Raw genomic sequence first — 21,716 nt, 5'->3', positions numbered from 1 at the left:
CATGGCGACCGCCCCCGAACGCCGCAGCGCCTGGATTCCGTGGGCCTTCGTCGCCTTCATGGGCGTCGTCGTCGCGGTCAACGGCGTGATGGTCTATTTCGCACTCTCGACCTTCACCGGCACCACGGTCGATCGCGCCTACGAGCGGGGCCGGCTCTACAACGAGGTGCTCGCGGAAGCCGAGCGTCAGGCCGCGTTCGGCTGGCGGTTCGAGCTGCGCTGGACCCCGGGGACCGAACCGCATGCCGGGCGTCTCGTCATCGCCGCGACCGACCGCCACGGCGCGCCGCTGGAGGGACTCGCGATTGAGGGCAAGGTGCTGCGGCCGCTCGGTCGGCCCGAGCCGATCCCGCTTGCGCTGACGCAGACCGGCAGCGGCCGCTATGTCGTGCCGGTCACGCTCGACGGTGCGGGCCAGTGGGAGGTGCGGCTGGCGGCACGGCGCGGCACCGAGGGGCCGGTCGAGTTCCGCGAGCGGATCATCGTGCGATGAACGCGTTCACCGAAACGCGGCTTGCCCCGCCACGCGTGACCACCGCCTGCGCGCATTGCGCCGCGCCCTGTCCGGACGGCGCGCGGTTCTGCTGCGCCGGCTGCGCGGGCGCGCATGCCCTCATCAGCGGGCTCGGCCTCGATCGCTTCTACGCGCGGCTGGAGGGCAAGGCGCCGAAGCCCGGGCCGGACGCGCCGCGCCACGACCTCGCCGCGCGTGCGCGTACCGACGGCGACGTGCGCACGCTCGACCTGATGGTCGGCGGCATCACCTGCGCGGCGTGCTGCTGGCTGATCGAGCAGGTGCTGGCGCGCGAGCCGGACGTCACCTGGGCGCGCGTCGCGCTCTCGACGCGCCGGCTGACCATCCGCTGGCATGGCCCGGCCGCACGCGCGAACGATTTCGGCGCGCGCATCGCCGCCCTCGGTTTCGCGGTCGCGCCGTTCGATCCCTCCTGCCTCGCCGCCGGCGACGAGGCGGAGGCGAAGCGGCTCTTGCGCGCCATGGGGATCGCCGCCTTCGCCTCGATGAACGTCATGCTGGTCTCGGTCGCGGTCTGGGTCGGCCACGCGACCGGCGACATGGGGCCGGCGACGCGCGACCTGATGCACTGGCTCGCCGCGCTGATCGCGCTGCCGGCGGTGGCGGTCGCGGGCATGCCGTTCTTCCGTCCGGCCTTCACGGCGCTGCGTGCGGGCCGCGCGAGCCTCGACCTGCCGATCAGCCTCGGCGTGCTCGCGACCTGCGCGATGAGCCTCTCCGAGACGATCCGCGGCGGCGACTACGCCTATTTCGACTCCGCGATCATGCTCGTGTTCCTGCTGCTGGTCGGCCGCTATCTCGACCGCCGCGCGCGCGGCCGGGCACGCGAAGCCGCTGCGCGCCTGATGACGCTGAACCGCGCCCCCGTCGGCGTGCTCGACCATGCCGGGGTCGCGCATCCGCGCGCGCCGGAGGGGGTGCGTCCGGGCGAGCGGGTGCTGGTCGCGCCCGGCGAGCGCATCGGCGTGGATGGCGTGGTGCTCTCGGGCCGGACGACGCTCGACGAGAGCCTGCTCACCGGCGAGACCCTGCCGCGCGCGGCGGGTCCGGGCGATACCGTGCATGCCGGCACGCTGAACCGTGATGCGGCGCTGGTGGTGGAGGCGCGCGCCTCGGGTGCCGGCACCCTGCTCGCCGCGATCGTGCGGCTGATGGAGCGCGCCGAGCAGTCGCGCTCGCGTTTCGTCGCGCTCGCGGATCGGGTGTCGCGCTGGTACACGCCGTTGGTGCATGTGCTCGCGGCGGGGACGTTCCTGCTGTGGTGGGGCGTGTTCGACGTCGTCTGGCAGCAGGCGCTCGTTTATGCCGTCGCGGTGCTGATCATCACCTGCCCCTGCGCGCTCGGCATCGCCGTGCCCGCGGTGCAGGTCGCCGCCGCCGGCGGGCTCATGCGGCGCGGCGTGCTGATCACCTCCGGCACCGCGTTCGAGCGCCTCGCGCAGGCGGATGTCGCGGTGCTGGACAAGACGGGCACGCTGACGCGCGGCCGGCCGGCGCTCCAGCCCGGCGCGTGGACAGCGGAGGATCTGCGCGCCGCGGCCGCCCTGGCCGCGACCTCGCGCCATCCGCTGGCGCGCGCGCTCGCGGCGGCCGCATCCGATGTTCCGGCCGCACCGGATGTCGTCGAGCATCCGGGCGAGGGCCTGTCGTGCGGTACGGTGCGGCTCGGCTCGGCCGCGTTCGTCGGTGCGGCGCCGGGTGACGGGATGGAGCTGTTCCTGGCCCGTCCCGGTGCGGCGCCGGTGCGTTTCGCCTTCGCCGATGTGCCGCGACCGGATGCGCGCGATGCCGTGGCCGCGCTGGCCGCGCAGGGCCTGGTCCCCGAACTCCTCTCCGGCGACCGCGCGCCTGCCGTGGCGGAGGCCGCGCGCGACGCCGGCATCACGCGCTGGACCGCTTCCGCCGACCCGGCGGCCAAGATCGCCAGGCTCGAGGCGTTGAAGCGCGACGGGCGTCGCCCGCTGATGGTGGGCGACGGGCTGAACGACGCGCCGGCGCTCGCCGCCGCCCACGTTTCGATCGCCTACGCCTCGGGTGCCGACATCGCGCAGGCCGCCGCGGACGTGGTGGTGCAGACCGACCGTCTCGGCGCCGTTCCCGACACGGTCGCGGTTGCCCGTCGCGCCCAGCGCCTGGTGCGGCAGAACATTGCCATCAGCCTCGGCTACAACGTGGTCGCGGTGCCGCTGGCGATCGCAGGCTTCGTCACGCCCCTGATCGCGGCGGTAGCGATGGCGGCCTCGTCGCTGACCGTGATCCTGAATGCGCTGCGCGTCGAGCGGAGGCCCGCATGGACGCGCTGACGCTGCTGATCCCGCTGTCGCTCGCGCTGGGGCTGGGCGCGCTCGCGGCTTTCCTGTGGACGCTGCGCTCGGGCCAGTACGATGATCTCGATGGCGCGGCGCACCGGATCCTGTTCGACGACGATGCGGCGCCGCCGCAGGATGAGCGCAAGGAGACCAAGACATGAACGCTTCGACCGTGGTGTTCGGCGCCTTCGGCGTGGTGTTCGCCCTGCTCGGCCTGTTCATGGCCGCCGCCGCCAGGGATCCCGGCTTCTATGTCTCCGGTCTGATCCTGTTCGTCTCCTTCGTGCTGTTCCTGTTCAAGCTGGTGCAGAGCCATTTCGACCAGCAGCACGCCGGCAAGGGCGACTGACCCCCGGCCGGGCCGTCCGCCCCTGACGTTCCCCCTTGCGCCCGGGGAGCGAAGCCGCTGATATCCCTGGCAACAACGGGATATCGGGAGACTTCGCGATGACCTTGAACCGCCGCGCCCTGCTGGGTTCCTCGCTTGTCGGCGCCGCCGCGCTGGCCGGACTGCCGGCGCAGGCCCAGGCCGCACGCTGGCAGATGGCCACACCCTATCCGGACGCGAACTTCCACACGGTGAACATCCGCGAGTTCATCAAGGAGGTCGAGGAGGGCTCGGGCAACCGGCTCTCGATCACCCTGCACACCAACCAGTCGCTGCTGCGCATGCCCGAGATCAAGCGCGGCGTGCAGACCGGCCAGGTGCAGATGGGCGAGATCCTGCTCTCGGCCTACGGGAACGAGGACCCGATGTTCGAGGTGGACGGGATCCCGATGCTGGTGACCAACTTCACCCAGGCGCGCGTGCTCGCGGGACTGCAGCGTCCGTTCGTGCAGGCGCGGCTGCAGCGCCAGGGTGTGACCCTGCTCTACATGGTGCCGTGGCCGCAGTCGGGCTTCTACACGAACGAACGGCTCGATTCGATCGAGGGTCTGCGCGGCACCAAGTTCCGCACCTTCAACGCCGCCACCCAGCGCTTCGCCCAGCTCGTCGGTGCCACACCGACGCTCGTGCAGGCCGCCGAGGTGCCGCAGGCCTTCGCCACCGGCGTGGTCAACGCGATGGTCACCTCGGCCGCGACGGGCGTGGACAGCCAGGCCTGGGACTTCGTGCGCCACTTCACCCCCGTCGGCTTCACCCGCACCAAGAACGCGGTGTTCTGCTCGACGCGGGCGCTCAACGCCCTGCCCGAGAACGTCCGTTCGCTGATCCGCGACGCCGCGGAGCGTGCCGAGCAGCGCGGCTGGGGCATGGCGCAGGAGCAGGAGCGCACGCGCCAGGAGGAGCTCGCCCGGCGCGGCATGGCCGTGACCGATCCGCCCGCGCCGCGGCTGATGGCGGATCTGGAGAAGATCGGCGAGACCATGGTGAACGAGTGGCTCGCCAAGGCCGGCGAAGACGGCAAGAAGCTGATCGACGCCTACCGCGCCGCGATCGCGCGCGTCTGAGCGCGCCCCCGCGTGAGGGGGCTCCGGCGCGGCCTCGATGCGCTCTACCTCGCCGGCGGCATCGCCGGCGCGGTGGCGATTGTCACGATCGGCGTGCTGGTGCTGGGGCAGGTGACGCTGCGCCAGCTCGGCATGATCATTCCCGGCAGCGATGACCTGACCGCGTTCAGCGTCGCCGCCTCGGCCATGCTGCCGCTGGCCTACGCCTTCCGCAGCGGCGCGCATATCCGCGTCGACCTGATCATCGGCCGCACGCGCGGCGCGACACGGCGCGGCATGGAGATCGTGGCACTCGGACTCGCCGCCGCGATGGCGGCGCTGTTCGCCTTCGCGAGCTTCGACACGATGTCGGACTCCTGGGAGTTCGAGGAGGTCGCGCAGGGCCTGCTCGCCGTGCCGATCTGGATCCCCCAGATCGCCATGGTGGTCGGCAGCGCGCTGTTCGCGCTCGCGCTGGTCGATGACCTGGTGGTGGTCCTCGCCGGCGGCACGCCCTCGTATCGACGGCACGAGCCGGCGAGCGCGGTCGAGAAGGCGATGCAGGAGCTCTGAGCGGTGACGATCGAGCTCACCGAGGCCGGGCTGCTGCTGCTCGCCGTGCTGTTCGGCTTGCTCGGCCTCGGCGTCTGGATCGGCTTCGCGCTGATGCTGACCGGCTTCTGCGGCATCGTCGTGCTGCCGATGCTGTTCCCTGCCTTTAACGAGTTCCCGGTCGAGAAGGTGCTGGGCACCGCCGTGTGGCAGGCGATGGCGTCCTGGACGCTCGCCGCCCTGCCGCTGTTCATCTGGATGGGCGAGATCCTGTTCCGCACGAAGCTGTCCGAGGACATGTTCCGCGGCCTCGCGCCGTGGGTGCAGCGCCTGCCGGGGCGGCTCATGCATGTGAACGTGATCGGCTGCGGCATCTTCGCCGCGGTGTCGGGCAGTTCCGCCGCCACCTGCGCGACCATCGGCAAGATGAGCCTGCCCGCGCTCCTGGCGCGCGGCTACCACAAGCCGATGGCGATCGGCTCGCTCGCGGGCTCCGGCACGCTCGGGCTGCTGATCCCGCCTTCGATCATCATGATCGTCTATGGCGTCGCCGCCGAGGTCTCGATCGTGCGGCTGTTCATCGCCGGCGTGATCCCGGGGCTGATGCTGATCGCCCTGTTCTCGGGCTACATCGCGCTCTGGTCGTTGTTGAACCCGTCGCGCACGCCGCCGCGCGATCCACCCACCACCTGGCGGCAGAAGCTCGATGCCTCCGCCTCGCTGCTGCCGATCATCCTGCTGATCCTCGCGGTGATCGGCTCGATCTACGGTGGCATCGCCACCGCGAGCGAGGCCGCCGTGATGGGCGTGGCCGGTGCCTTGCTGCTCTCGGCCTGGGGCGGGACGCTGACGCGGGAGAGCTTCGTCGCGAGCCTGATGGGCGCGGTGCGCCTCTCCTGCATGATCAACTTCATCCTCGCCGGCGCCGCCTTCCTCACCCAGGCGATGGCGTATTCCCGGATTCCCGTGGCCATGGCGCAATGGGTGGGCGCGCAGGGCTTCCACCCCTACGCCGTGATCGGCGCGCTCACCGCGCTCTATGTCGTGCTCGGCTGCTTCATCGACGGCGTGTCGATGATCGTGCTGACGGTCTCGGTCGCCCTGCCGATCATCCAGGCGGCCGGGTTCGACCTGCTGTGGTTCGGCATCTTCATCGTGCTGGTGGTGGAGATGGCGCAGATCACCCCGCCGGTGGGGTTCAACCTCTTCGTGCTGCAAGGGCTGACGGGGGAGAACATCTTCCGGATCGCCGCCGCCACCGCGCCGTTCTTCGTGCTGATGTGCATCGCGGTGGCGCTGGTGACGGTGTTTCCGGGGCTCGCCACCTGGCTGCCCTCGACCATGTTCAGCACCTGAAGAAGACAGCCCGGGGGGACGACGGTCGTCCCCCCGGACCCCCCTCCACCTTCGTCGTCCATCCCATCCCCTGACGCTGCATCGGCGCCGGGACGGGCGCCTCCGCCGCGACACCCAGGGATGGAATCGCAATGCTGCGCGCCAGCAACGCCAGCCCGCCGGGCTCGCCCGCACCGTACACGGCATCGCCGAGAATCGGCCAGCCCATCGCCGCGCAGTGCACCCGCAGCTGATGCGTCCGACCGGTGCGCGGGCGCAGCTCCAGCCAGGTGCGATCTGCGCCGCGCCCGAGCACGCGCCACAGCGTCAGCGCCGGCGCACCCGCGGGATCGACCACCATGCGCCAGCCCGCCTCCCGGGTGCTGCGCTTCGCGACCGGCAGGGCGATCTCGCCCATCTCCACCGTCGGGCCGCCGCGCACCACCGCCCAGTACACCTTCTCCACCGCCCCCTCGGCGAAGGCGCGCCCCAAGGCCGCCAAGGCCGGCTTGGTCCGCCCCAGCACCAGACACCCCGCCGTGTCGGCATCCAGCCGATGCGCCGGCTGCGGCAGCCGGCGCTTGCCGAACCGCAACGACTCCAGCAGGTCCTCCACGCTCGCCCCGCCGCGCGGGCCGCGATGCACCGGCAGCCCGGCCGGCTTGTCGATCACCAGCACAGCCTCGTCGCGATACAGCACCGCCGGCGTCACCGCGCCTCGCTCGCCAGCTCCGCCAGCGCCTCCTCCTCCGCCGCGAGATGCAGCGTCAGCAGCGCCTCCAGGGCGAACAGCGTCCGCCGGAGCTCGGCCGATGCGCCGTTCCAGCCGTCCTGCTGCTCGGCGAGATGCAGCAGGCTGGCCAGTCGCCGGCACAGCGCCTCGATCTCGGCATGCATGCGGATCAGTGGCCCCATCGGATCGCGCCCGCCCAGCCGCCGCGCCGCCGCCGGATAGAGCGCCTGCTCCTCCTCCGCCTGGTGCGGCAAGAGCTCGGCCCGCAGATCCGCCTCCAGCGTGGCGAGGGCGCGCAACGACTCCGGCCCGTCGCCGACCGCCTCCGCCCCCTCGCGGAGGCGTTCGGCGAGCCGGCGCAGCCCGGCATGCTCGGCGACCCGATCGGCCAGCCCTGCCTCGTCCGGCAGCGGCGCGGGCGCGACGTCGTCGCGCCCCGGCCGCAGTGCGGTCAGCGCGAACAGGATCGCCGCGACATCGATCGCCTCCTGCACCAACGCGCCGATCAGCGGCGGCAGATGGCCGAACGCGGCGAAGCCCATCGCGATCCCGGACAGCGCCATCCCCAGCACGATCGCCTGGATCGCGATCGCCCGTGAGCGGCGCGCGATCGCCATCGCCTCGGCCGCGCGATCGACCCGATCGACCAGCAGCACCGCATCCGCCGCCTCGGCTGCCGCTGCCGTGCCATGCGCGCCCATGGCGATGCCGACATCGGCCGCGGCAAGCGCGGGGGCATCGTTCACCCCGTCGCCCACCATCGCGACGGTTCCGCGCGCGCGCTCCTCGTGCACCGCGGCGATCTTGCCGGCGGGCGAGACCCCGGCATGCACGGCGTCCAGCCGCAGCACCGCCGCGACCGGCGCGGCCGCCTCGCCGCGGTCGCCCGTGACGAGGCCGATCCGCTCGACCCCGAGCGCGCGCAGCCGCCGCACCGTGCGCCGCACCTCGGGCCTGAGCCCGTCCGCCATCACGAAGGCCGCGACCACCCGCCCGCCGACCGCGAGCCAGGCGACGCTGCCGGCCACAGCCAGCGAGGCCGCGATCGCCAGAGTCTCGGGTGGTGCGAGCCCGCGCTCGCGCAGGAACCCCTCCGAGCCGAGCAGCACCGCCTGCCCGTCCACATGGCCCGACAGCCCGCCGCCGGCGGTCTCGGCCGCCGCCTCGGGCGCGGGCACGGCGAGGCCGCGCTCGCGCGCCGCCGCCACCAGCGCGGCCGAGACGGGATGTGTCGAGCCCTGCGCCAGCGCCGCCGCCAGCCGCAAGGCCGCCTCGCGCCTGAGCCCGGGCACGGTCTCGATCGCGGCGAGGCGCGGGCGGCCGGGTGTCAGCGTGCCGGTCTTGTCGAACAGCACGATGCGGATGCGCGCGAGCCGCTCGATCACGCCCGCGCCCTTCACCACGATGCCGCGCGCCGCTGCCCGTCCGACGCCCGCCACCAGCGCGATCGGCGCGGCGAGGATCAGCGGGCACGGGGTGGCGACCACCAGCACTGCGAGTGCCCGCACCGGATCGCCCGAAAACACCCAGGCGAGCCCCGACACGACCGCGGTGGCGGCGATGAAGACGACGGCGAAGCGGTCGGCCAGCCGCGTCAGCGGCGCGCGCGAGGCGGCCGCCTGCTCCGCCAGTCGCACGATCGCGGCATAGGTGCTGGCCTCGGCCGAGGCGGTGGCGCGCATCCGGAACGCCGCACCCGCGTTCACCGCGCCGCTGCGCAGCTCGGCGCCCGTGCGCAGGCGGCGCGGCAGCGGCTCGCCGGTGAGCGCGCTCTCGTCCAGAACCGCCTCGGCGTCGGCGAGCGTGCCGTCGGCCGGTACGGTCTCGCCCGGGCGCACCAGCAGCGTGTCGCCCGGTCGGATCGCCGCCGCGTCGATCTCCTCCACCGTGCCCTCGGCGAGCCGCGCCGCCCGTCGCGGCGCGCGTGCGGCGAGCGCGGTCAATGACCGCTTGGCCCGACCTTGCGCCCAGTCCTCCAGCGCCTCGCCGCCCGCGACCATCAGCGCCACCACCGCCGCGGCCGCCGCCTCGTCGAGCGCGGCCGCGCCGAGAATGGCCGCGAGCGCGATCACATCGACGCCGACCCGCCCGCCGGCGAGCGCCTGCGCGGCCGCCAGCCCGACATGCAGCGCCACCGGCAGCGCGGCGGCCGACCAGACGATCCGCGCGGCGAGCGCCCGATCGGTGAGCGCCAGCGCCGTGCCGATCGCGAGCCCGAGGGCCACCCAGGCCAGCAGCGCGTTGCGCCGGTTCCACGCCGTTCCCATGCGGCCATGATGGCGCATCCCGGCCGCGCTGCCTTGACCCGACGCAATCCCTGTGGCCGGTACGCGCAGGACGCGAGGGAGAGGGCCATGGACGGGACGCAGGCGCGGGCGGAGACCATGAACGGGGCGGAGAGCCTGGTGCAGACGCTGCTCGATAGCGGCGTGGACACCTGCTTCGCCAATCCCGGCACCTCCGAGATGCACTTCGTCGCCGCGCTCGACCGCATCCCCGGCATGCGCTGCGTGCTCGGCCTGTTCGAGGGCGTGGTGACCGGGGCGGCCGACGGCTATGCCCGCATGGCCGAGAAGCCCGCCTGCACGCTGCTCCACTGTGGCCCCGGCCTCGCCAACGGGCTCTCGAACATCCACAACGCAAGGCGTGCGCGGAGCCCGATGGTGAACATCGTCGGCGATCACGCGACCTATCACCGCCAGTGGGACGCGCCGCTGACCGCGGATGTCGAAGGGGTGGCGCGGCCGTTCAGCGACTGGGTGCGCTACGGCCAGTCATCGCGCGGCATCGCCGCCGACGGCGCGGCCGCGGTTCAGGCGGCGCGCACCGCGCCGGGCCAGATCGCCACGCTGATCCTGCCCGCCGACACGGCCTGGGAGCCCTCCGCAGGTCCGGCGAAGCCGCTGCCCGTGCCGCCGCGCGTCATGCCCGCGCCGCAGCAGCTCGAGACCGTCGCTCGGGTGCTGCGCGCCAAGGGGGCGAAGGTGCTGTTGCTGCTCGCCGGGCCGGCGCTCACCGAGGCCGGCCAGCGCGCGGCTTGGCGCATCGCCGCCGCGACCGGCTGCGGCGTGCTGGCGCAGATGTCGAACGCGCGCACGGCCCGGGGGAGGGGCCGCTATCCGGTCGAGCGCGTGCCCTATCCGGTGGACATGGCGCTGGCGAAGCTCGCCGGCTACGAGGCCTGCATCCTGGTCGGCGCGAAGCACCCCGTCGCGTTCTTCGCCTATCCCGGCAAGCCCGGCTCGCTGCTGCCGGAGGGCTGTGCGGTGCACGTGCTGGCGCGGCCCGACCAGGAAGTGCTCGGCGCGATCGAGGCGCTCGCCGAGGATGTCGCCAAGGGCGTCGCGCCGCCGGCGCCGAACGGCGGCGAGCGGCCGCGCGCGCCGGGCGGTGCCATCACGCCCGAGGGGATTGCCGCCACGGTCGGCGCGCTGATGCCGGAGCATGCGATCGTGGTGGACGAGGGGGTCACCACCGGCCGCGGCTTCTTCGCGGCCACCCACACCGCGCCGCCGCATGACTGGCTTCAGCTCACGGGCGGCTCGATCGGCGAGGGCCTGCCGCTGGTGCTCGGCGCCTCGATCGCCTGCCCGGACCGCAAGGTGATCGGGCTGCAGGCTGACGGCAGCGGCATGTACACGGTGCAGGCGCTCTGGACCATGGCGCGCGAGCGCTGCGATGTCTGCGTCGTCATCTTCTCCAACCGCAAATACGCGATCCTGCGTCACGAGCTGATGAACGTGGGCGCCAATCCCGGCCGCACCGCGCTCGACATGCTCGATCTCGGCAATCCGGACATCGACTGGGTGAAGGTCGCCGAGGGCATGGGGGTGGAGGGTGCGCTGGCACCGGATCTCGACGCGCTGGCGGACCTGCTCCGCGGCGCGATGGGCCGCAAGGGGCCGTTCCTGATCGAGCTCCTGGTGCCCTGAGCCGGGGAGCCGTGCCGGAGGCGGCGAGGCGGGACACCCCCGGAAATGCGCGGGAAAGTTGCGCTTGGTTAGCAAACTCGCGTAGATAATCCGGGGTCGACATGCGCGCCTTCGCTGAAAGTGATAGTCCTTGGCCGTTTTCGTGATGGTGACTTGCTGATGGCAACCCCGACCACCGCCACGACACCGCCCGCTGCTCCCGCCAATGGGAAGGCGTCGCAGCTGCTGCTGCTGGAGGACAACCCCGCCCTCGCCCGCGTGGTGGCGACGGTCGCCCAGGCCGAGGGCTGGGTGGTGCATACCTGCGTGGACACGGCGCAGTTCGTCGAGGCGCTGGAGACCGTCCGTCCCGACGCGGCGATCGTCGACTGCATGCTGGCCGAGGGCAGCGGGCTTGACGTGCTCGGCCGCCTCGCCGCCACCTCGCGCGACGCGCCGGTGCTGATCATGTCCGGCTATGGCGACACGCTGCTCCGGCTCGCGTTGCAGACGGCCGAGCGCAGCGGGCTCACGCGCGTCAGCACCCAGCCCAAGCCGTTCGCGGCGTCTGCCCTGCGCAGCTTCCTCCACCAGGCGTCGGGGCCTCCGCCGGCATCGTGATGCGCGAGGCGTCCCGGCGGGCGAGGCGGCTGGCCTCCGCCCTGCCCTGGATCGCCGCCGGGATCGGCGCCGTGCTGCTCGCCGGGGTGGCGGTGCTGCTCGGGCAGAACCTCCAGAGCGAGCTCGACGCCAACGCCAACCGCGCCCGCATTCTCGCCGCAGGGACCGCCGAGGCGGTCTCCCGACGCATCGAGGGCATCGATTTCGCCCTGATGGGGCTCGCGGCGCGGATCGACCCGCGCCGCCTCGACGATCCCGACCATCGCGCCGCCCTCCACGCCGCCCTGGTCGAGACCCGCGACCTCAGCCGCGACACCAATGCCTTCGTCGTGCTCGACCGGGCGGGCGGGCTGGTCGCGACCTCGCGCGTGCCGCCCGATCGCACCGAGCGCGTGAGCCTCGCCGACCGGCCGCTGTTCGCGCCGATCGCGGCCGACCCGGCGCCACGCCTGTCGATCAGCCCGCCCTATCTCGGCCTGCTCGGCAATGTCCGGGATCAGGCGATCATCGCGCTCGGCAGGCCCTTGTTCGACGCCGACGGCGCGTTCGCCGGCGTCGTCACGGCGATCCTGCCGATCGTCCAGGGGCGCGGCCTGCTGCCGCCCACCGATTTGCCGGACAGCGTCGTCGTCATCCTGCTGCGCGGCGACGGGGTGCTGCTGGAGCAGCGACCCGCTTCATCCGGCCTGCCGCGCGAGGCCGACGTGTTCGCGCTGCCGGAGGCGCTCGGCCATGCCGATCCGCCGCCAACTGGCCTGTTCCGGACCGTGCGCGCCAGCGACGGCGAGGCCTTCCTCGCCGCCTGGCACATGGTCGACCGCGGGCGCGCCGTCGTGCTGGCGGGGCTCAAGCGCGCGGCCGTGGTCGCCGCCTGGGCGCGCACCGCCGTGCCCGTCAGCCTTGCCGGTGCGCTGCTGGCGGCGGCCCTGGTGCTGCTCGCGGTGCGGCTGTCGCGCACGATTGTGCGGCTCGACGATGCGCTCGCCGACCTCGAATCACGGGAAGGCGAGATGCGAACCATCGCGGATTCGCTCGGTATCGTGCTGTGGCTGCGGCCCCGCCGACTGGAAGCCACCCGATACCGCGGCGCGGCGGCGGCACGCCTGACGGGGCGCACGATCGCGGAACTCGAATCGCGTCCGTTCTATTGGCGGGAAGTGGTGACCCATCCCGATGACCGCGACGCGCTGCAGCGCTCGTACCGCGGCGTGGACCTCGCGCAGGGCTGGTGCCACGTCTACCGGATCGTCGCTCGCGACGGGACCGTGCGGTGGATCGAGGACCGCGCGATCCAGGTGAAGGCGGCGAACGGCGACGGCCCGGTCTACGGCACGATCACCGACATCACCGAACTGCACGAGGCGCGCGAGCGGCTTTCCCGCCAGGAGCGCCAGATCGCCGATGCCGTGCGGATCGCCGGCCTCGCCTTCTGGCGCCTGCCCGTCGATGCCGATCGGTTCGAGTGGAGCTCCGAGAGCTACCGCCAGTTCGGCGTCGATCCGCTCAGCTTCCAGCCGCGGGTCGATGCGGTCCTGGCGATGATCGAGCCCGAGGACCGCCAGCGCGTGGCCGAGACGCTGCGGCGCGTGCGCGAGACCGGCGAGAGCGAGTCCTACATCTACCGGTTCCGCCGCGCCGACGGCGCACTGCGCGTGCGCTGGTCGCTGACCGGCGTCGAGCGCGACGGCGCAGGTCGCGTGATCGCGCTCTCGGGCGTCAGCCAGGACATCACCGACCGCGAGCGGATGCATGCCGCGCTCACCCAGCAGCAGCTCCAGCTCGCCGAGGCCGGGCGGGCTGCCGGGCTTGGTTTCTGGCGCCTGCGCAAGGGCTCGGAGGTCCTGGAATGGACCGACGAGGTCTATCGACAGATGGGCGAGACGCGCGAGACCTTCGTGCCGACGCTGGAGGCGCTCTACCAGCGCATCCTGCCCGAGGACCGCGAGGCGACCCGTGCCGCCGCCGAACGGGTGTGGGAGACCGGCGAGCCCGGCGGCGCCGTCTATCGCATCCGCCGTCCCGACGGCGAGATCCGCTACCGGTGGGTCTCGATCGCGCTCGAACGCGATGCCGACGGCACGCCGGTCGCCGTTTCAGGCATCAGCCAGGACATCACCGAACAGCGCCTGGCGACCGAGCGCCTGGCGCGGCAGGAGCGGCTGATCGCCGAGGCCGGGCGGATCGCGCGGATCGGATTCTACCGCCGCGACCTCGCCACCGGCGCGATCGACTGCAACGACGAGTTCCGCCGCCAGTACGGCCTCGAGGACGCCGAGCCGGTCGAGTTCGCGACGCTGCACGCCCGCCTTCATCCCGACGATGCCGAGCTGCAGGAGCGAGCGCGGCAACGGGTGCTGGATAACGGCGAAACGGTGACGTTCACCTATCGGATCATCCGCCCGGATGGCGCCGTCCGCCGTCTGCGCGCGACGATAGGGCTTGAACGTGCCCTGGACGGCAGCCCCACGGCCGTTTCCGGCCTGTTCCAGGACGTCACCGAGGAGGTCGAGGCACGCGAGCAGCGCGAGCGCCAGCAGCAGTTCCTCGAAGCCGCGCGCCGGATCGGCCGGCTCAACTACTGGCGATTGCCGCTGGACGGCGAGGAATACACCTGGACCGAAACGCTGTTCGAGGAATACGGCGTCGATCCCGCGACCTTCGTGCCAACGCGCGCGCGCGTGTTCGCGATGATCCATCCCGACGATCGTCAGGCGGTGATCGAGGCCGGCCAGCATCTGCGCCGCACCGGCGAGGGCGCGACCACGACGTTCCGGATCATCCGCCCCGATGGCAGCGTGCGCTGGCGCCGGGCGGTCTCGGGACTGGAGCGGAACGCCGAAGGCGTGCCGGTCGCGCTGATCGGCGTCACCCAGGACGTCACCGGCGAGCTCGCCGGCCGCGAGCAGCTCGAGCGGCAGCAGCGCTACCTGGAAGCGGCGCGCCGGATCGGCCATGTCGGCTTCTACTGGCGCGCGATCGACAGCGACACCTACACCTGGACCGAGGAGATCTACGCCGGCTACGGTGTCGATCCGGCGAGCTTCGTACCGACGCGGGCCGCCGTGCGGGCGATGGCGCATCCCGACGACCTGGCGGTGATCGATGCCGCCGCGGCCCGCCTGTTCGAAACGGGCGAGAGTGGCGCCGTCACGTTCCGGATCATCCGTCCCGACGGCACGGTGCGTTGGCGTCGGGCCACCAGCGGCCTCGAACGCGGTCCCGACGGCGCGCCGATCGGGCTGGTCGGCGTCAGCCAGGACGTCACCGAGGAGGTCGAGCGGCGCGAGCAGCTCGAACGCCAGCAGCAGTTCCTCGATGCCGCGCGCCGGATCGGCCGGATCGGCTTCTACCGCCGCCCGCTGGATGGCAGTCCCTCCACCTGGACGGAGGAGATCTATCGCGATTTCGGCGTCGATCCCGCGACCTTCACGCCGACGCGGGACGCCGTGATGGCGATGGTGCATCCCGAGGACCGCGACGCGCTCCGGGCGTGGATGAGCCGCGTCCGCGAAGGGAACGAAACCCGCGATCATACCTACCGCTTGATCCGCGCCGACGGGCAGGTGCGCTGGCGCCGCGTCGTCGCCGGGCTTGAGCGGCGCGCCGACGGCACGCCGGTCGCCGTGGTCGGTGTCGCCCAGGATGTGACCGAGGAGGTCGAGGCGCGCGAGCAGATCGCCGAGCAAGCGCGCCGGCTGCGCGAGGTCGGTCGGGTCGCGCATATCGGCTTCTACCGCCGCGCGCTCGACGGCACGCAGATGGTGGCGACCGAGGAGAAGCTGCGCCAGTTCGGCCTGCCCCTCGACAGCGGGCCGCTGGATGTCGGCGCCTATCGCGCGCTGATGCATCCCGACGACCTCCCGCGGGTGGAAGCGACCGGGCGGCGCATCGTCGAGACCGGCGAGAGCGAGACGGTGACGTTCCGCGTCTGCCGCCCGGACGGCACGGTGCGCTGGATCCGTATCGTTGCCGGCCTGGAACGCGACGCCGACGGACGGAAGATCGCCGTCACCGGGCTGTCGCAGGACGTCACCGAGGAGGTCGAGGCCGCCGAGCAGCTGCGCCAGCGCGAGAAACTGCTCGGCGATGCCGGCCGCGTCGCGCGTCTGGGCTTCTGGCGTCGCCGCCTCGACGAGGAGACCGTCGTCTGGTCCGAGGAGATGTATCGCTTCTACGGATTCGAGCCCGGCGGCGTCGTGCCGACGCTCGCCCTGATCCGCGCGCGGCTGCATCCCGACGACGTTCCGGTCTGGCAGCAGGCCCGCGCGCGGCTGCACGAGACCGGCGAGAACCAGACGGTCACCGTGCGCGTCCGCCAGGGCGATGGGAGCTGGCGCTGGATCCGCGATTCGGTGGGCATGGAGCGCACCGCAGACGGCGTCGTGACCATCTATGGCATCGCCCAGGACGTCACCGCCGAGATCGAGGCGACCGAGCGGTTGCGTCACCAGGACCGGCTGCTGGCCGATGCCGGCCGCGTCGCCCGTCTCGGCTTCTGGGGCCGCAGACTGGACAGCGACGTGGTGACCTGGTCGGACGAGGTCTACCGGCAGTTCGGCTTCGAACCGGGCAGCGTCGTGCCGACCAATGCGATGATCACGGAGCGGCTGCACCCCGATGATATCGCCCTGTGGGAGGCAAGCCGGACAAGACTGCGCGAGACCGGCGAGGCCCAGACGGTCACTGTCCGGGTGCGCCGCCCCGACGGCGGCTATCGCTGGATCCGCAACGCTTCGGGCATGGAGCGCGGCAGCGACGGCATGATCGCCGTGTTCGGGATCACCCAGGACGTGACCGAGGAGGTCGAGGCGCGCGAACGGCTGGACCGCCAGCGGCGCCAGCTCGCCGATGCCGGCCGCGTCGCGGGGCTGGGCTTCTGGCGCCTGCCCATCGGCGGCGACGCGTTCGAGCTCAGCGAGGCGATCTACGACCAGATCGGCGTCGATCCGAACACCTTCACCTCCAGCGTCGACTCGGTGCTGGGGTTGATGCCGCCGGAGGACCAGGCGATCGTGCGGGCCACGCTCGAGCGCGTGGCCGCGACGGGCGAGCAGGCGAACGTCGTCTATCGCATCCGCCGGCCGGACGGCTCGCTCCGCCATCGCAGCTCCTCCGTGGGGCTGGAGCGCGGCCCCGACGGCATGCCGGTCGCGCTCGTCGGCGTCTCGACCGACATCACCGAACGCATCCAGCAGGAGGAACGGCTCGAGCGGGCGCAACGGTTGAACGCGCTGGGCGAGCTGACCGGCGGCATCGCGCATGACGTGAACAACCTGCTGTCGGTGATCGGCCTGAACCTGGAGCTCGTGCACGAGCTCGTCGCCGACGGCGAGGCGCGCGAGCTGACCGAAGCGGCGCTGCACGCGGTCGGGCAGGGGGCGAAGCTGACGCGCGGCCTGCTGGCCTTCGCGCAGCGGCAGTCGCTGCGGCCGGCGCCGGTGCCGCTCGCGCCGCTGGTCGGCGGACTCGACGCGCTGCTCCGGCGCGCGCTCGGCGGACGGATCGTGCTGCGCACCGAGGTCGCCGCCGACACGCCGCCGGCCCTGGTCGATGCCGCGCAGCTCGAGACCTCGCTCGTGAACCTGGTGCTGAACGCGCGCGACGCCATGCCGGAGGGGGGGCAGGTGACGATCCGCGCCGGCCGCGCGTCGGCCGAGGAGGCGGCCGCGGCCGGGCTCGCGGCGACGGCGCATGTGCGCATCGCGGTCGAGGACGAGGGCCAGGGCATGGCGCCGGAGGTGCTGGCGCGCGCCTTCGAACCGTTCTTCACCACCAAGGGTGCGGGCAAGGGCACCGGGCTCGGGCTGGCGATGGTCTATGGTTTCGCGCGCCAGTCGGGCGGCGAGGTGCGCATCGACAGCACCGAGGGCGAGGGCACCACGGTCACGCTCTGGCTGCCGATCGCCGAGGAGGAGGCCGGCATCGATGTGTTGCGCGCGGCCGACCACGCGGTGCTGGCCGGCGTCCGGCTGCTCGTGGTCGAGGACGAGGCGCCGCTGCGCGCACTGGTCGAGCGCCTCTGCCGCGAGGCGGGCATGGAGGTGAGCGCGGTGGCCGATGCGGATGCCGCGCTGGCGCTGCTGCGCTATGGCGTGCGGATCGACCTGCTGTTGAGCGACATCCGCATGCCCGGAAGGCTGGACGGGCACGGGCTCGCCGCCGAGGCGCGCGCGCTTCGTCCGGGACTGCCGGTGGTGCTGATGACCGGCTTCGACGACTCCGTGGCCGGCGACGTCGTGGTGCCGCAGCTGCGCAAGCCGTTCAGCCGCGCCGATCTGCTCGACGCGCTCGCCGCGGCGCTGCGTGCGGCGCAGGCGACGGCGAAGTGACCGCCGCGATGCGTCCCGACCGCTACGCCGCGGGCATCACCTTCGGGTTGAACGCGTTCGTCCCGATGGCCGAAGCGGACGGCGCATTCGGCAGGGTCTGCGCGGTCAGCGTGATCTCGACCGTCTTCGCCATCAGCGCCTCGTCGATCCAGCCGATGCCGTTCGCGCGCGACCGTTCGGTGATCGCGAGATCCATGACGTAGGGCACCGCCTCCAGCAGGGCGGCGCGGTCGATCCCGGCGCCGACCTCGTTGGCGAGCGCATCGACCGCGGCGGCGGCGTCCGCTTGCGCGGCCGCCCAGCCGCGATAGGTCGCGCGCAGGAAGCCCCGCGCGAGATCGCCGTTCGCGGCGAGGAAGGCGGGCTTGGCGAAATACGCGAAGCCGTAGAGCTGCAGGCCGTAATCGGCCCAGAGCAGGTTGCCGACATTGCCCTTGCCGAGCGTCTTCTCCCAGAGCGGATAGCCCGTGTACTGGTCGAAGCTGACTTCGGTCTGCCCCGTCGCGACCGCGGCCTGTTTGCCCTCGGGGCGGACGTTGACCATGGTGATCGCTTCGGGGCTCAGCCCGTTCGCGCGCGCGAAGGCCGGCCAGAGCACGCGATGTGAGTCGCCTGGCGGCAGCGCGACCTTCTTGCCGGCGAGATCGGCGGGCTTCGTGATGCCGCTGTCCTTCTTGAAGAAGGCGTTGTTGCCGGCCTTGTCGAGCACGATGCCGATCACCTGAAGCGAGGCGCCGCGCCCGACCCCGGTGATGATGGTCGGCGTGTCGGCCTGGCCGAACTCGGCCTGGCCGATCTCGACCCGCTGCACCGTATCCGCCGAGCCCTGGCCGCGCTGGATGGTGAGATCGATCCCGGCCTCGGCGTACCAGCCGCGCGCCTTGGCGAGGAACAGCGGGCTGTGATCGGCCGAGGGAAACCAGTTGAGCTGGAGCGTCACCTTGCGCGGCTGGGCGAAGCCTGTCCGGCCGATGACGGGGGCGGCGAGCGCGCCGAGCCCGGCGGCGCGGATGAGGGTGCGGCGTGTGGTCATGACGTGTCCTTCCCGTGTTCAGGCCGTGGCGGGGCGGCGATGCTCCCACGGCATGGCAAGCCGTTCGGCCACGACCACGAGCGCATAGGCGCCGAGGCCGACGACCGAGATCAGGATCAGCGAGGCGAAGATGCCCGCGGTGTCGAGCGTCACCCCGGCGGCGAGGATCACCGCGCCGAGCCCGCGTTCGGAGGCGACGAACTCGCCGACGATCGCGCCCACCACCGACATCGAGGCGTTCATCTTCAGGCCGGCGAAGATGTAGGGCAGCGCCGAGGGAAAGCGGATGCGCCGCAGCACCGTAAGCTTGCCGGCGCGCATCACGCGCACGAGGTCGAGCAGATCCGGCTCCACCGCCTTGAGCCCGACGGCCGTGTTGATCACCACCGGAAAGAACGCGACCGTGACGCCGATCACGATGTTCGGCACGATCCCGTAGCCGAGCCAGAGCAGGAACACCGGCGCGAGTGCGATTTTCGGCAGGGTGTTGAACAGCACCAGCAGCGGCAGCACGGTGCGCTCCAGCACCGGATGCCAGACCACGACCACCGCGAGCAGGATGCCGAGGATCGCCGAGGCGACGAACGAGCCCGCGACCGCGAGCAGCGTCGCCTCCAGGTTCGTGCCCCACTGGTAGCGCGCATCGGCGAGAGCGGCGAGCGCATCGAGCGGCCCCGGCAGGATGAATGCCTTCACCCCCGAGAGCACGACGCCGAAATGCCAGGCGAGAAACAGTGCGGTCAGCGCCAGCGCGCTCGGCAGATACCACGACACGATCCGCCACGCCCGGGCGATCACGATGGGCCCGCTCCCCCTGTTGCGCCAGCGTCACGCTACCGCGCGTCCGGGCGCCCGGCAATGCGTCTTGCGGGCGCCGCACCGTCCCGCAAGACTGTTGCCATGGAGGAGACCGGGCCGCCGCTGATCCGGCTGCGCGACGTGCGCAAGATCTATCGCGTGGGCGGCGTGGAGCATCTGGCCGTGTCGGAGGCCACGTTCGACGTGCGCGCCGGGGAGCTTGTGTCGCTCGTCGGTCCGTCGGGCTGCGGCAAGACCACCCTGCTGAAGATCGTCGCCGGGCTGCACGGCCATGACGGCGGCGAGGTGACGGTGGGCGCGCCCGGGGTTCCGTTCGATCCGGCGCGCGACATCGGCATGGTGTTCCAGCAGGCGCTGCTGCTGAAGTGGCGCACGGTGCTCGGCAATGTGCTGCTGCCGGCGGAGATTCTCGGCCTGCCGGCGCGCGCGGCGCGCGAGCGGGCGCGCGACCTGCTCCGGCTGGTCGGCCTCGCCGGAACGGAGGAGAAATATCCGTCCGAGCTCTCGGGCGGCATGCAGCAGCGCGCGGCGATCGCGCGCGCGCTGATTCACGGGCCGAGGCTGCTGCTGATGGACGAGCCGTTCGGCGCGCTCGACGCGCTGACGCGCGAGCGGATGAACCTCGAACTGCTGCGCATCCGCGCCGAGACCGGCGCGACGATCCTGTTCGTCACGCACGGCATCGCCGAGGCCGTCTTCCTCGGCGACCGCGTGGTCGTCCTGACCGCCGGGCCTGCACGCATGGCCGACGACATCGCGGTCAGCCTGCCGCAGCCGCGCACGCTCGCGCTCAAGACCACGCCGGAATTCGGCGAGTACGCGCGGCGGATCTACGCGCTGCTCGGCCTCGGCTGACCGGACTCGCGCCGCAGGTTCCCTCTCCCGCGCGGGAGAGGGAACAGGTGAAGGCCCGGCCGATCCGGACGTTCAGGTGCTGATCTCGTCGAGATAGTCCTGGTTGGTGCGGATGTAGTTCTCGCCCCACCACGACGTGCCGATCACGACCTGCCTCGCGGCGTTGGCCGGATCGGTCGGATTGAAGATGCGGTAGTTCTCCGGCACGCGCGCCGCCGCCTCCTTGTGCGTCGGGCCGTTGCCGAGGAACTGGAGCAGGCCCACCTGCGGATCGGGCTTGGAGAGCATCGAGGCGAGACAGCGCTGCGCCATCTCGCCGGCCGGATTGCCGCGGGGGATGACGAAGATGCCCTGCTGCAGGATGCCCTGGTCCCAGGTCCAGGTGATGCGCCCCTGCGTCTCCTCGTGCAGCACCTTGGCGCGGGTGTGCCAGAGCAGCCCCATGACCGCCTCGCCGGTGCGCATGATGTTCTCGCTCTCCGATCCCGAGGTCCAGAACAGCAGCTCGCGGCGGATCTCGCGGATGCGCGCCAGCGCCGCGCGCACATCGATCGGGTAGAGGTTCTCCTTGGTGCGGCCCATCGACATCAGCGCCGCATCGAGGCTGGTCAGCGCGTCGCGGCGCAGCAGGCGCCGCCCTGGGAACTTGCGCAGATCCCAGAAATCGGCCCAGCCCTTCGGCGCCTCGGCGAATTTCGACTTGTCGTACACCAGCACCGAGCTGAACGAGTACGGTGCGGCGCCGAACTCGAGCGTGAAGGCCGGATCGATCACCACATCACGCGGTACGATCGAGTAGTCGATCCGGTTGACGAGGTTGAGCCCGCCGAGCTGGATCGAGGAGCTGCCGGAACTGTCGCACAGATCCCAGGTCACGCGGCCGGATTCGACCTGGCTGCGGATGCGCCCGAGCGACGGGCCGGAGCTGTCCTGCACCACGCGCCAGCCCGGGTTCTCGGCCATGAAGGGCTCGCCGTAGAAGCGTCCGAAGGCCTGGTTGGCGATGCCGCCCCAGTTCACCATGGTGATCTCGCGCGCGGCCTGGCCGCGTGCGTCACGCGCCGCGACCGGCACCACACCGAGTGCCGCCATCCCCGCGAGGAACGTCCGGCGATCGACCCGGCCGCGCCGCCACAGCTCGTTCGCCAGCACGATGCAATCCTGGTGGAAGCTCTGCGCTTCGCCGCTCATGGTACCGCTCTCCCTCTTGCGTGACGGCATTCCCCGACAGGATCATACCGCCGGTTCATGAT

The 21,716-nt window shown here is 72.2% G+C and carries 16 protein-coding genes; 11 read left to right on the top strand and 5 right to left on the bottom strand.

Annotation, left to right across the window (positions count from 1 at the left end; all coding sequences use genetic code 11):
* Position 1: 1 nt before the first annotated feature.
* The 7 genes from F563_RS22500 (at position 2) to F563_RS0112750 (ending at position 6,183) form a co-directional block, all read left to right on the top strand.
* Complete coding sequence (locus F563_RS22500; RefSeq protein WP_019015070.1) at positions 2-493, top strand: FixH family protein; 492 nt, start codon at positions 2-4, stop codon at positions 491-493.
* Positions 490-2,838: a heavy metal translocating P-type ATPase gene (locus tag F563_RS0112775; protein WP_019015069.1), complete on the top strand. Its 2,349-nt coding sequence runs from the start codon at positions 490-492 to the stop codon at positions 2,836-2,838. The genes F563_RS22500 and F563_RS0112775 overlap by 4 nt, the downstream gene beginning before the upstream one ends.
* Positions 2,826-3,005, top strand: coding sequence for a cbb3-type cytochrome oxidase assembly protein CcoS (ccoS, locus tag F563_RS0112770; RefSeq protein ID WP_019015068.1), 180 nt, complete (start codon positions 2,826-2,828; stop codon positions 3,003-3,005). Before F563_RS0112775 ends, ccoS begins: the two co-directional genes overlap by 13 nt.
* Entirely contained in the window at positions 3,002-3,193 is a 192-nt protein-coding gene (locus F563_RS0112765) for a hypothetical protein (protein WP_019015067.1), read from the top strand. Before ccoS ends, F563_RS0112765 begins: the two co-directional genes overlap by 4 nt.
* Before the next feature lie 98 nt (positions 3,194-3,291).
* Positions 3,292-4,296 (top strand): TRAP transporter substrate-binding protein DctP, encoded by a 1,005-nt coding sequence (dctP, locus tag F563_RS0112760; protein ID WP_019015066.1) that lies wholly within the window; start codon positions 3,292-3,294, stop codon positions 4,294-4,296.
* Positions 4,297-4,308: 12 nt separating this feature from the next.
* Positions 4,309-4,848, top strand: a complete 540-nt coding sequence (locus F563_RS0112755) for a TRAP transporter small permease (RefSeq protein WP_019015065.1) — start codon at positions 4,309-4,311, stop codon at positions 4,846-4,848.
* Positions 4,849-4,851: 3 nt separating this feature from the next.
* On the top strand, positions 4,852-6,183 hold the full coding sequence (locus tag F563_RS0112750) for a TRAP transporter large permease (RefSeq protein WP_019015064.1): 1,332 nt from the start codon (positions 4,852-4,854) through the stop codon (positions 6,181-6,183).
* Here the strand turns inward: F563_RS0112750 and F563_RS22495 are convergent.
* Both F563_RS22495 and F563_RS0112740 read right to left on the bottom strand, forming a co-directional pair.
* On the bottom strand, positions 6,173-6,874 hold the full coding sequence (locus F563_RS22495) for an RluA family pseudouridine synthase (protein ID WP_019015063.1): 702 nt from the start codon (positions 6,872-6,874) through the stop codon (positions 6,173-6,175). The genes F563_RS0112750 and F563_RS22495 overlap by 11 nt on opposite strands.
* Entirely contained in the window at positions 6,871-9,162 is a 2,292-nt protein-coding gene (locus tag F563_RS0112740; RefSeq protein ID WP_019015062.1) for a heavy metal translocating P-type ATPase, read from the bottom strand. Before F563_RS0112740 ends, F563_RS22495 begins: the two co-directional genes overlap by 4 nt.
* A gap of 87 nt (positions 9,163-9,249) precedes the next feature.
* Between F563_RS0112740 and F563_RS0112735 the strand changes: the two genes are divergently transcribed.
* The 3 genes from F563_RS0112735 to F563_RS24010 all read left to right on the top strand — a co-directional run bounded on the left by F563_RS0112735 (position 9,250) and on the right by F563_RS24010 (position 17,756).
* Positions 9,250-10,827, top strand: coding sequence for an acetolactate synthase large subunit (locus F563_RS0112735; RefSeq protein ID WP_019015061.1), 1,578 nt, complete (start codon positions 9,250-9,252; stop codon positions 10,825-10,827).
* A gap of 159 nt (positions 10,828-10,986) precedes the next feature.
* Complete coding sequence (locus tag F563_RS0112730; RefSeq protein WP_019015060.1) at positions 10,987-11,427, top strand: response regulator transcription factor; 441 nt, start codon at positions 10,987-10,989, stop codon at positions 11,425-11,427.
* Positions 11,427-17,756: a PAS domain-containing protein gene (locus F563_RS24010; RefSeq protein ID WP_019015059.1), complete on the top strand. Its 6,330-nt coding sequence runs from the start codon at positions 11,427-11,429 to the stop codon at positions 17,754-17,756. Before F563_RS0112730 ends, F563_RS24010 begins: the two co-directional genes overlap by 1 nt.
* 22 nt (positions 17,757-17,778) lie before the next feature.
* On the opposite strand, the gene F563_RS24005 is transcribed toward F563_RS24010, so the two are convergent.
* Both F563_RS24005 and F563_RS0112715 read right to left on the bottom strand, forming a co-directional pair.
* Entirely contained in the window at positions 17,779-18,789 is a 1,011-nt protein-coding gene (locus F563_RS24005; protein WP_019015058.1) for an ABC transporter substrate-binding protein, read from the bottom strand.
* Between the two features lie 18 nt (positions 18,790-18,807).
* On the bottom strand, positions 18,808-19,587 hold the full coding sequence (locus tag F563_RS0112715; protein ID WP_019015057.1) for an ABC transporter permease: 780 nt from the start codon (positions 19,585-19,587) through the stop codon (positions 18,808-18,810).
* Positions 19,588-19,689: 102 nt separating this feature from the next.
* Between F563_RS0112715 and F563_RS0112710 the strand changes: the two genes are divergently transcribed.
* Complete coding sequence (locus F563_RS0112710) at positions 19,690-20,463, top strand: ABC transporter ATP-binding protein (RefSeq protein WP_019015056.1); 774 nt, start codon at positions 19,690-19,692, stop codon at positions 20,461-20,463.
* Positions 20,464-20,535: 72 nt separating this feature from the next.
* On the opposite strand, the gene F563_RS0112705 is transcribed toward F563_RS0112710, so the two are convergent.
* The gene (locus F563_RS0112705) at positions 20,536-21,654 is read right to left on the bottom strand and encodes an extracellular solute-binding protein (RefSeq protein ID WP_019015055.1); all 1,119 of its coding nucleotides are present in this window, start codon (positions 21,652-21,654) and stop codon (positions 20,536-20,538) included.
* Positions 21,655-21,716: the final 62 nt, after the last annotated feature.

The organism is Elioraea tepidiphila DSM 17972 (assembly GCF_000378465.1).
Classification (GTDB): Bacteria; Pseudomonadota; Alphaproteobacteria; order Acetobacterales; family Acetobacteraceae; genus Elioraea; species Elioraea tepidiphila.
This window is presented reverse-complemented; position numbering and strand designations above follow the sequence as displayed.

Excerpts from the sequence above, each read along its gene's own strand:
- F563_RS22500 (WP_019015070.1), top strand. The coding sequence starts at position 2 with ATGGCGACCGCCCCCGAACGCCGCAGCGCCTGGATTCCGTGGGCCTTC.
- F563_RS0112775 (WP_019015069.1), top strand. The coding sequence starts at position 490 with ATGAACGCGTTCACCGAAACGCGGCTTGCCCCGCCACGCGTGACCACC.
- ccoS (WP_019015068.1), top strand. The coding sequence starts at position 2,826 with ATGGACGCGCTGACGCTGCTGATCCCGCTGTCGCTCGCGCTGGGGCTG.
- F563_RS0112765 (WP_019015067.1), top strand. The coding sequence starts at position 3,002 with ATGAACGCTTCGACCGTGGTGTTCGGCGCCTTCGGCGTGGTGTTCGCC.
- dctP (WP_019015066.1), top strand. The coding sequence starts at position 3,292 with ATGACCTTGAACCGCCGCGCCCTGCTGGGTTCCTCGCTTGTCGGCGCC.
- F563_RS0112740 (WP_019015062.1), bottom strand. The coding sequence starts at position 9,162 with ATGGGAACGGCGTGGAACCGGCGCAACGCGCTGCTGGCCTGGGTGGCC.
- F563_RS0112735 (WP_019015061.1), top strand. The coding sequence starts at position 9,250 with ATGGACGGGACGCAGGCGCGGGCGGAGACCATGAACGGGGCGGAGAGC.
- F563_RS0112730 (WP_019015060.1), top strand. The coding sequence starts at position 10,987 with ATGGCAACCCCGACCACCGCCACGACACCGCCCGCTGCTCCCGCCAAT.
- F563_RS24010 (WP_019015059.1), top strand. The coding sequence starts at position 11,427 with ATGCGCGAGGCGTCCCGGCGGGCGAGGCGGCTGGCCTCCGCCCTGCCC.
- F563_RS24005 (WP_019015058.1), bottom strand. The coding sequence starts at position 18,789 with ATGACCACACGCCGCACCCTCATCCGCGCCGCCGGGCTCGGCGCGCTC.
- F563_RS0112710 (WP_019015056.1), top strand. The coding sequence starts at position 19,690 with ATGGAGGAGACCGGGCCGCCGCTGATCCGGCTGCGCGACGTGCGCAAG.
- F563_RS0112705 (WP_019015055.1), bottom strand. The coding sequence starts at position 21,654 with ATGAGCGGCGAAGCGCAGAGCTTCCACCAGGATTGCATCGTGCTGGCG.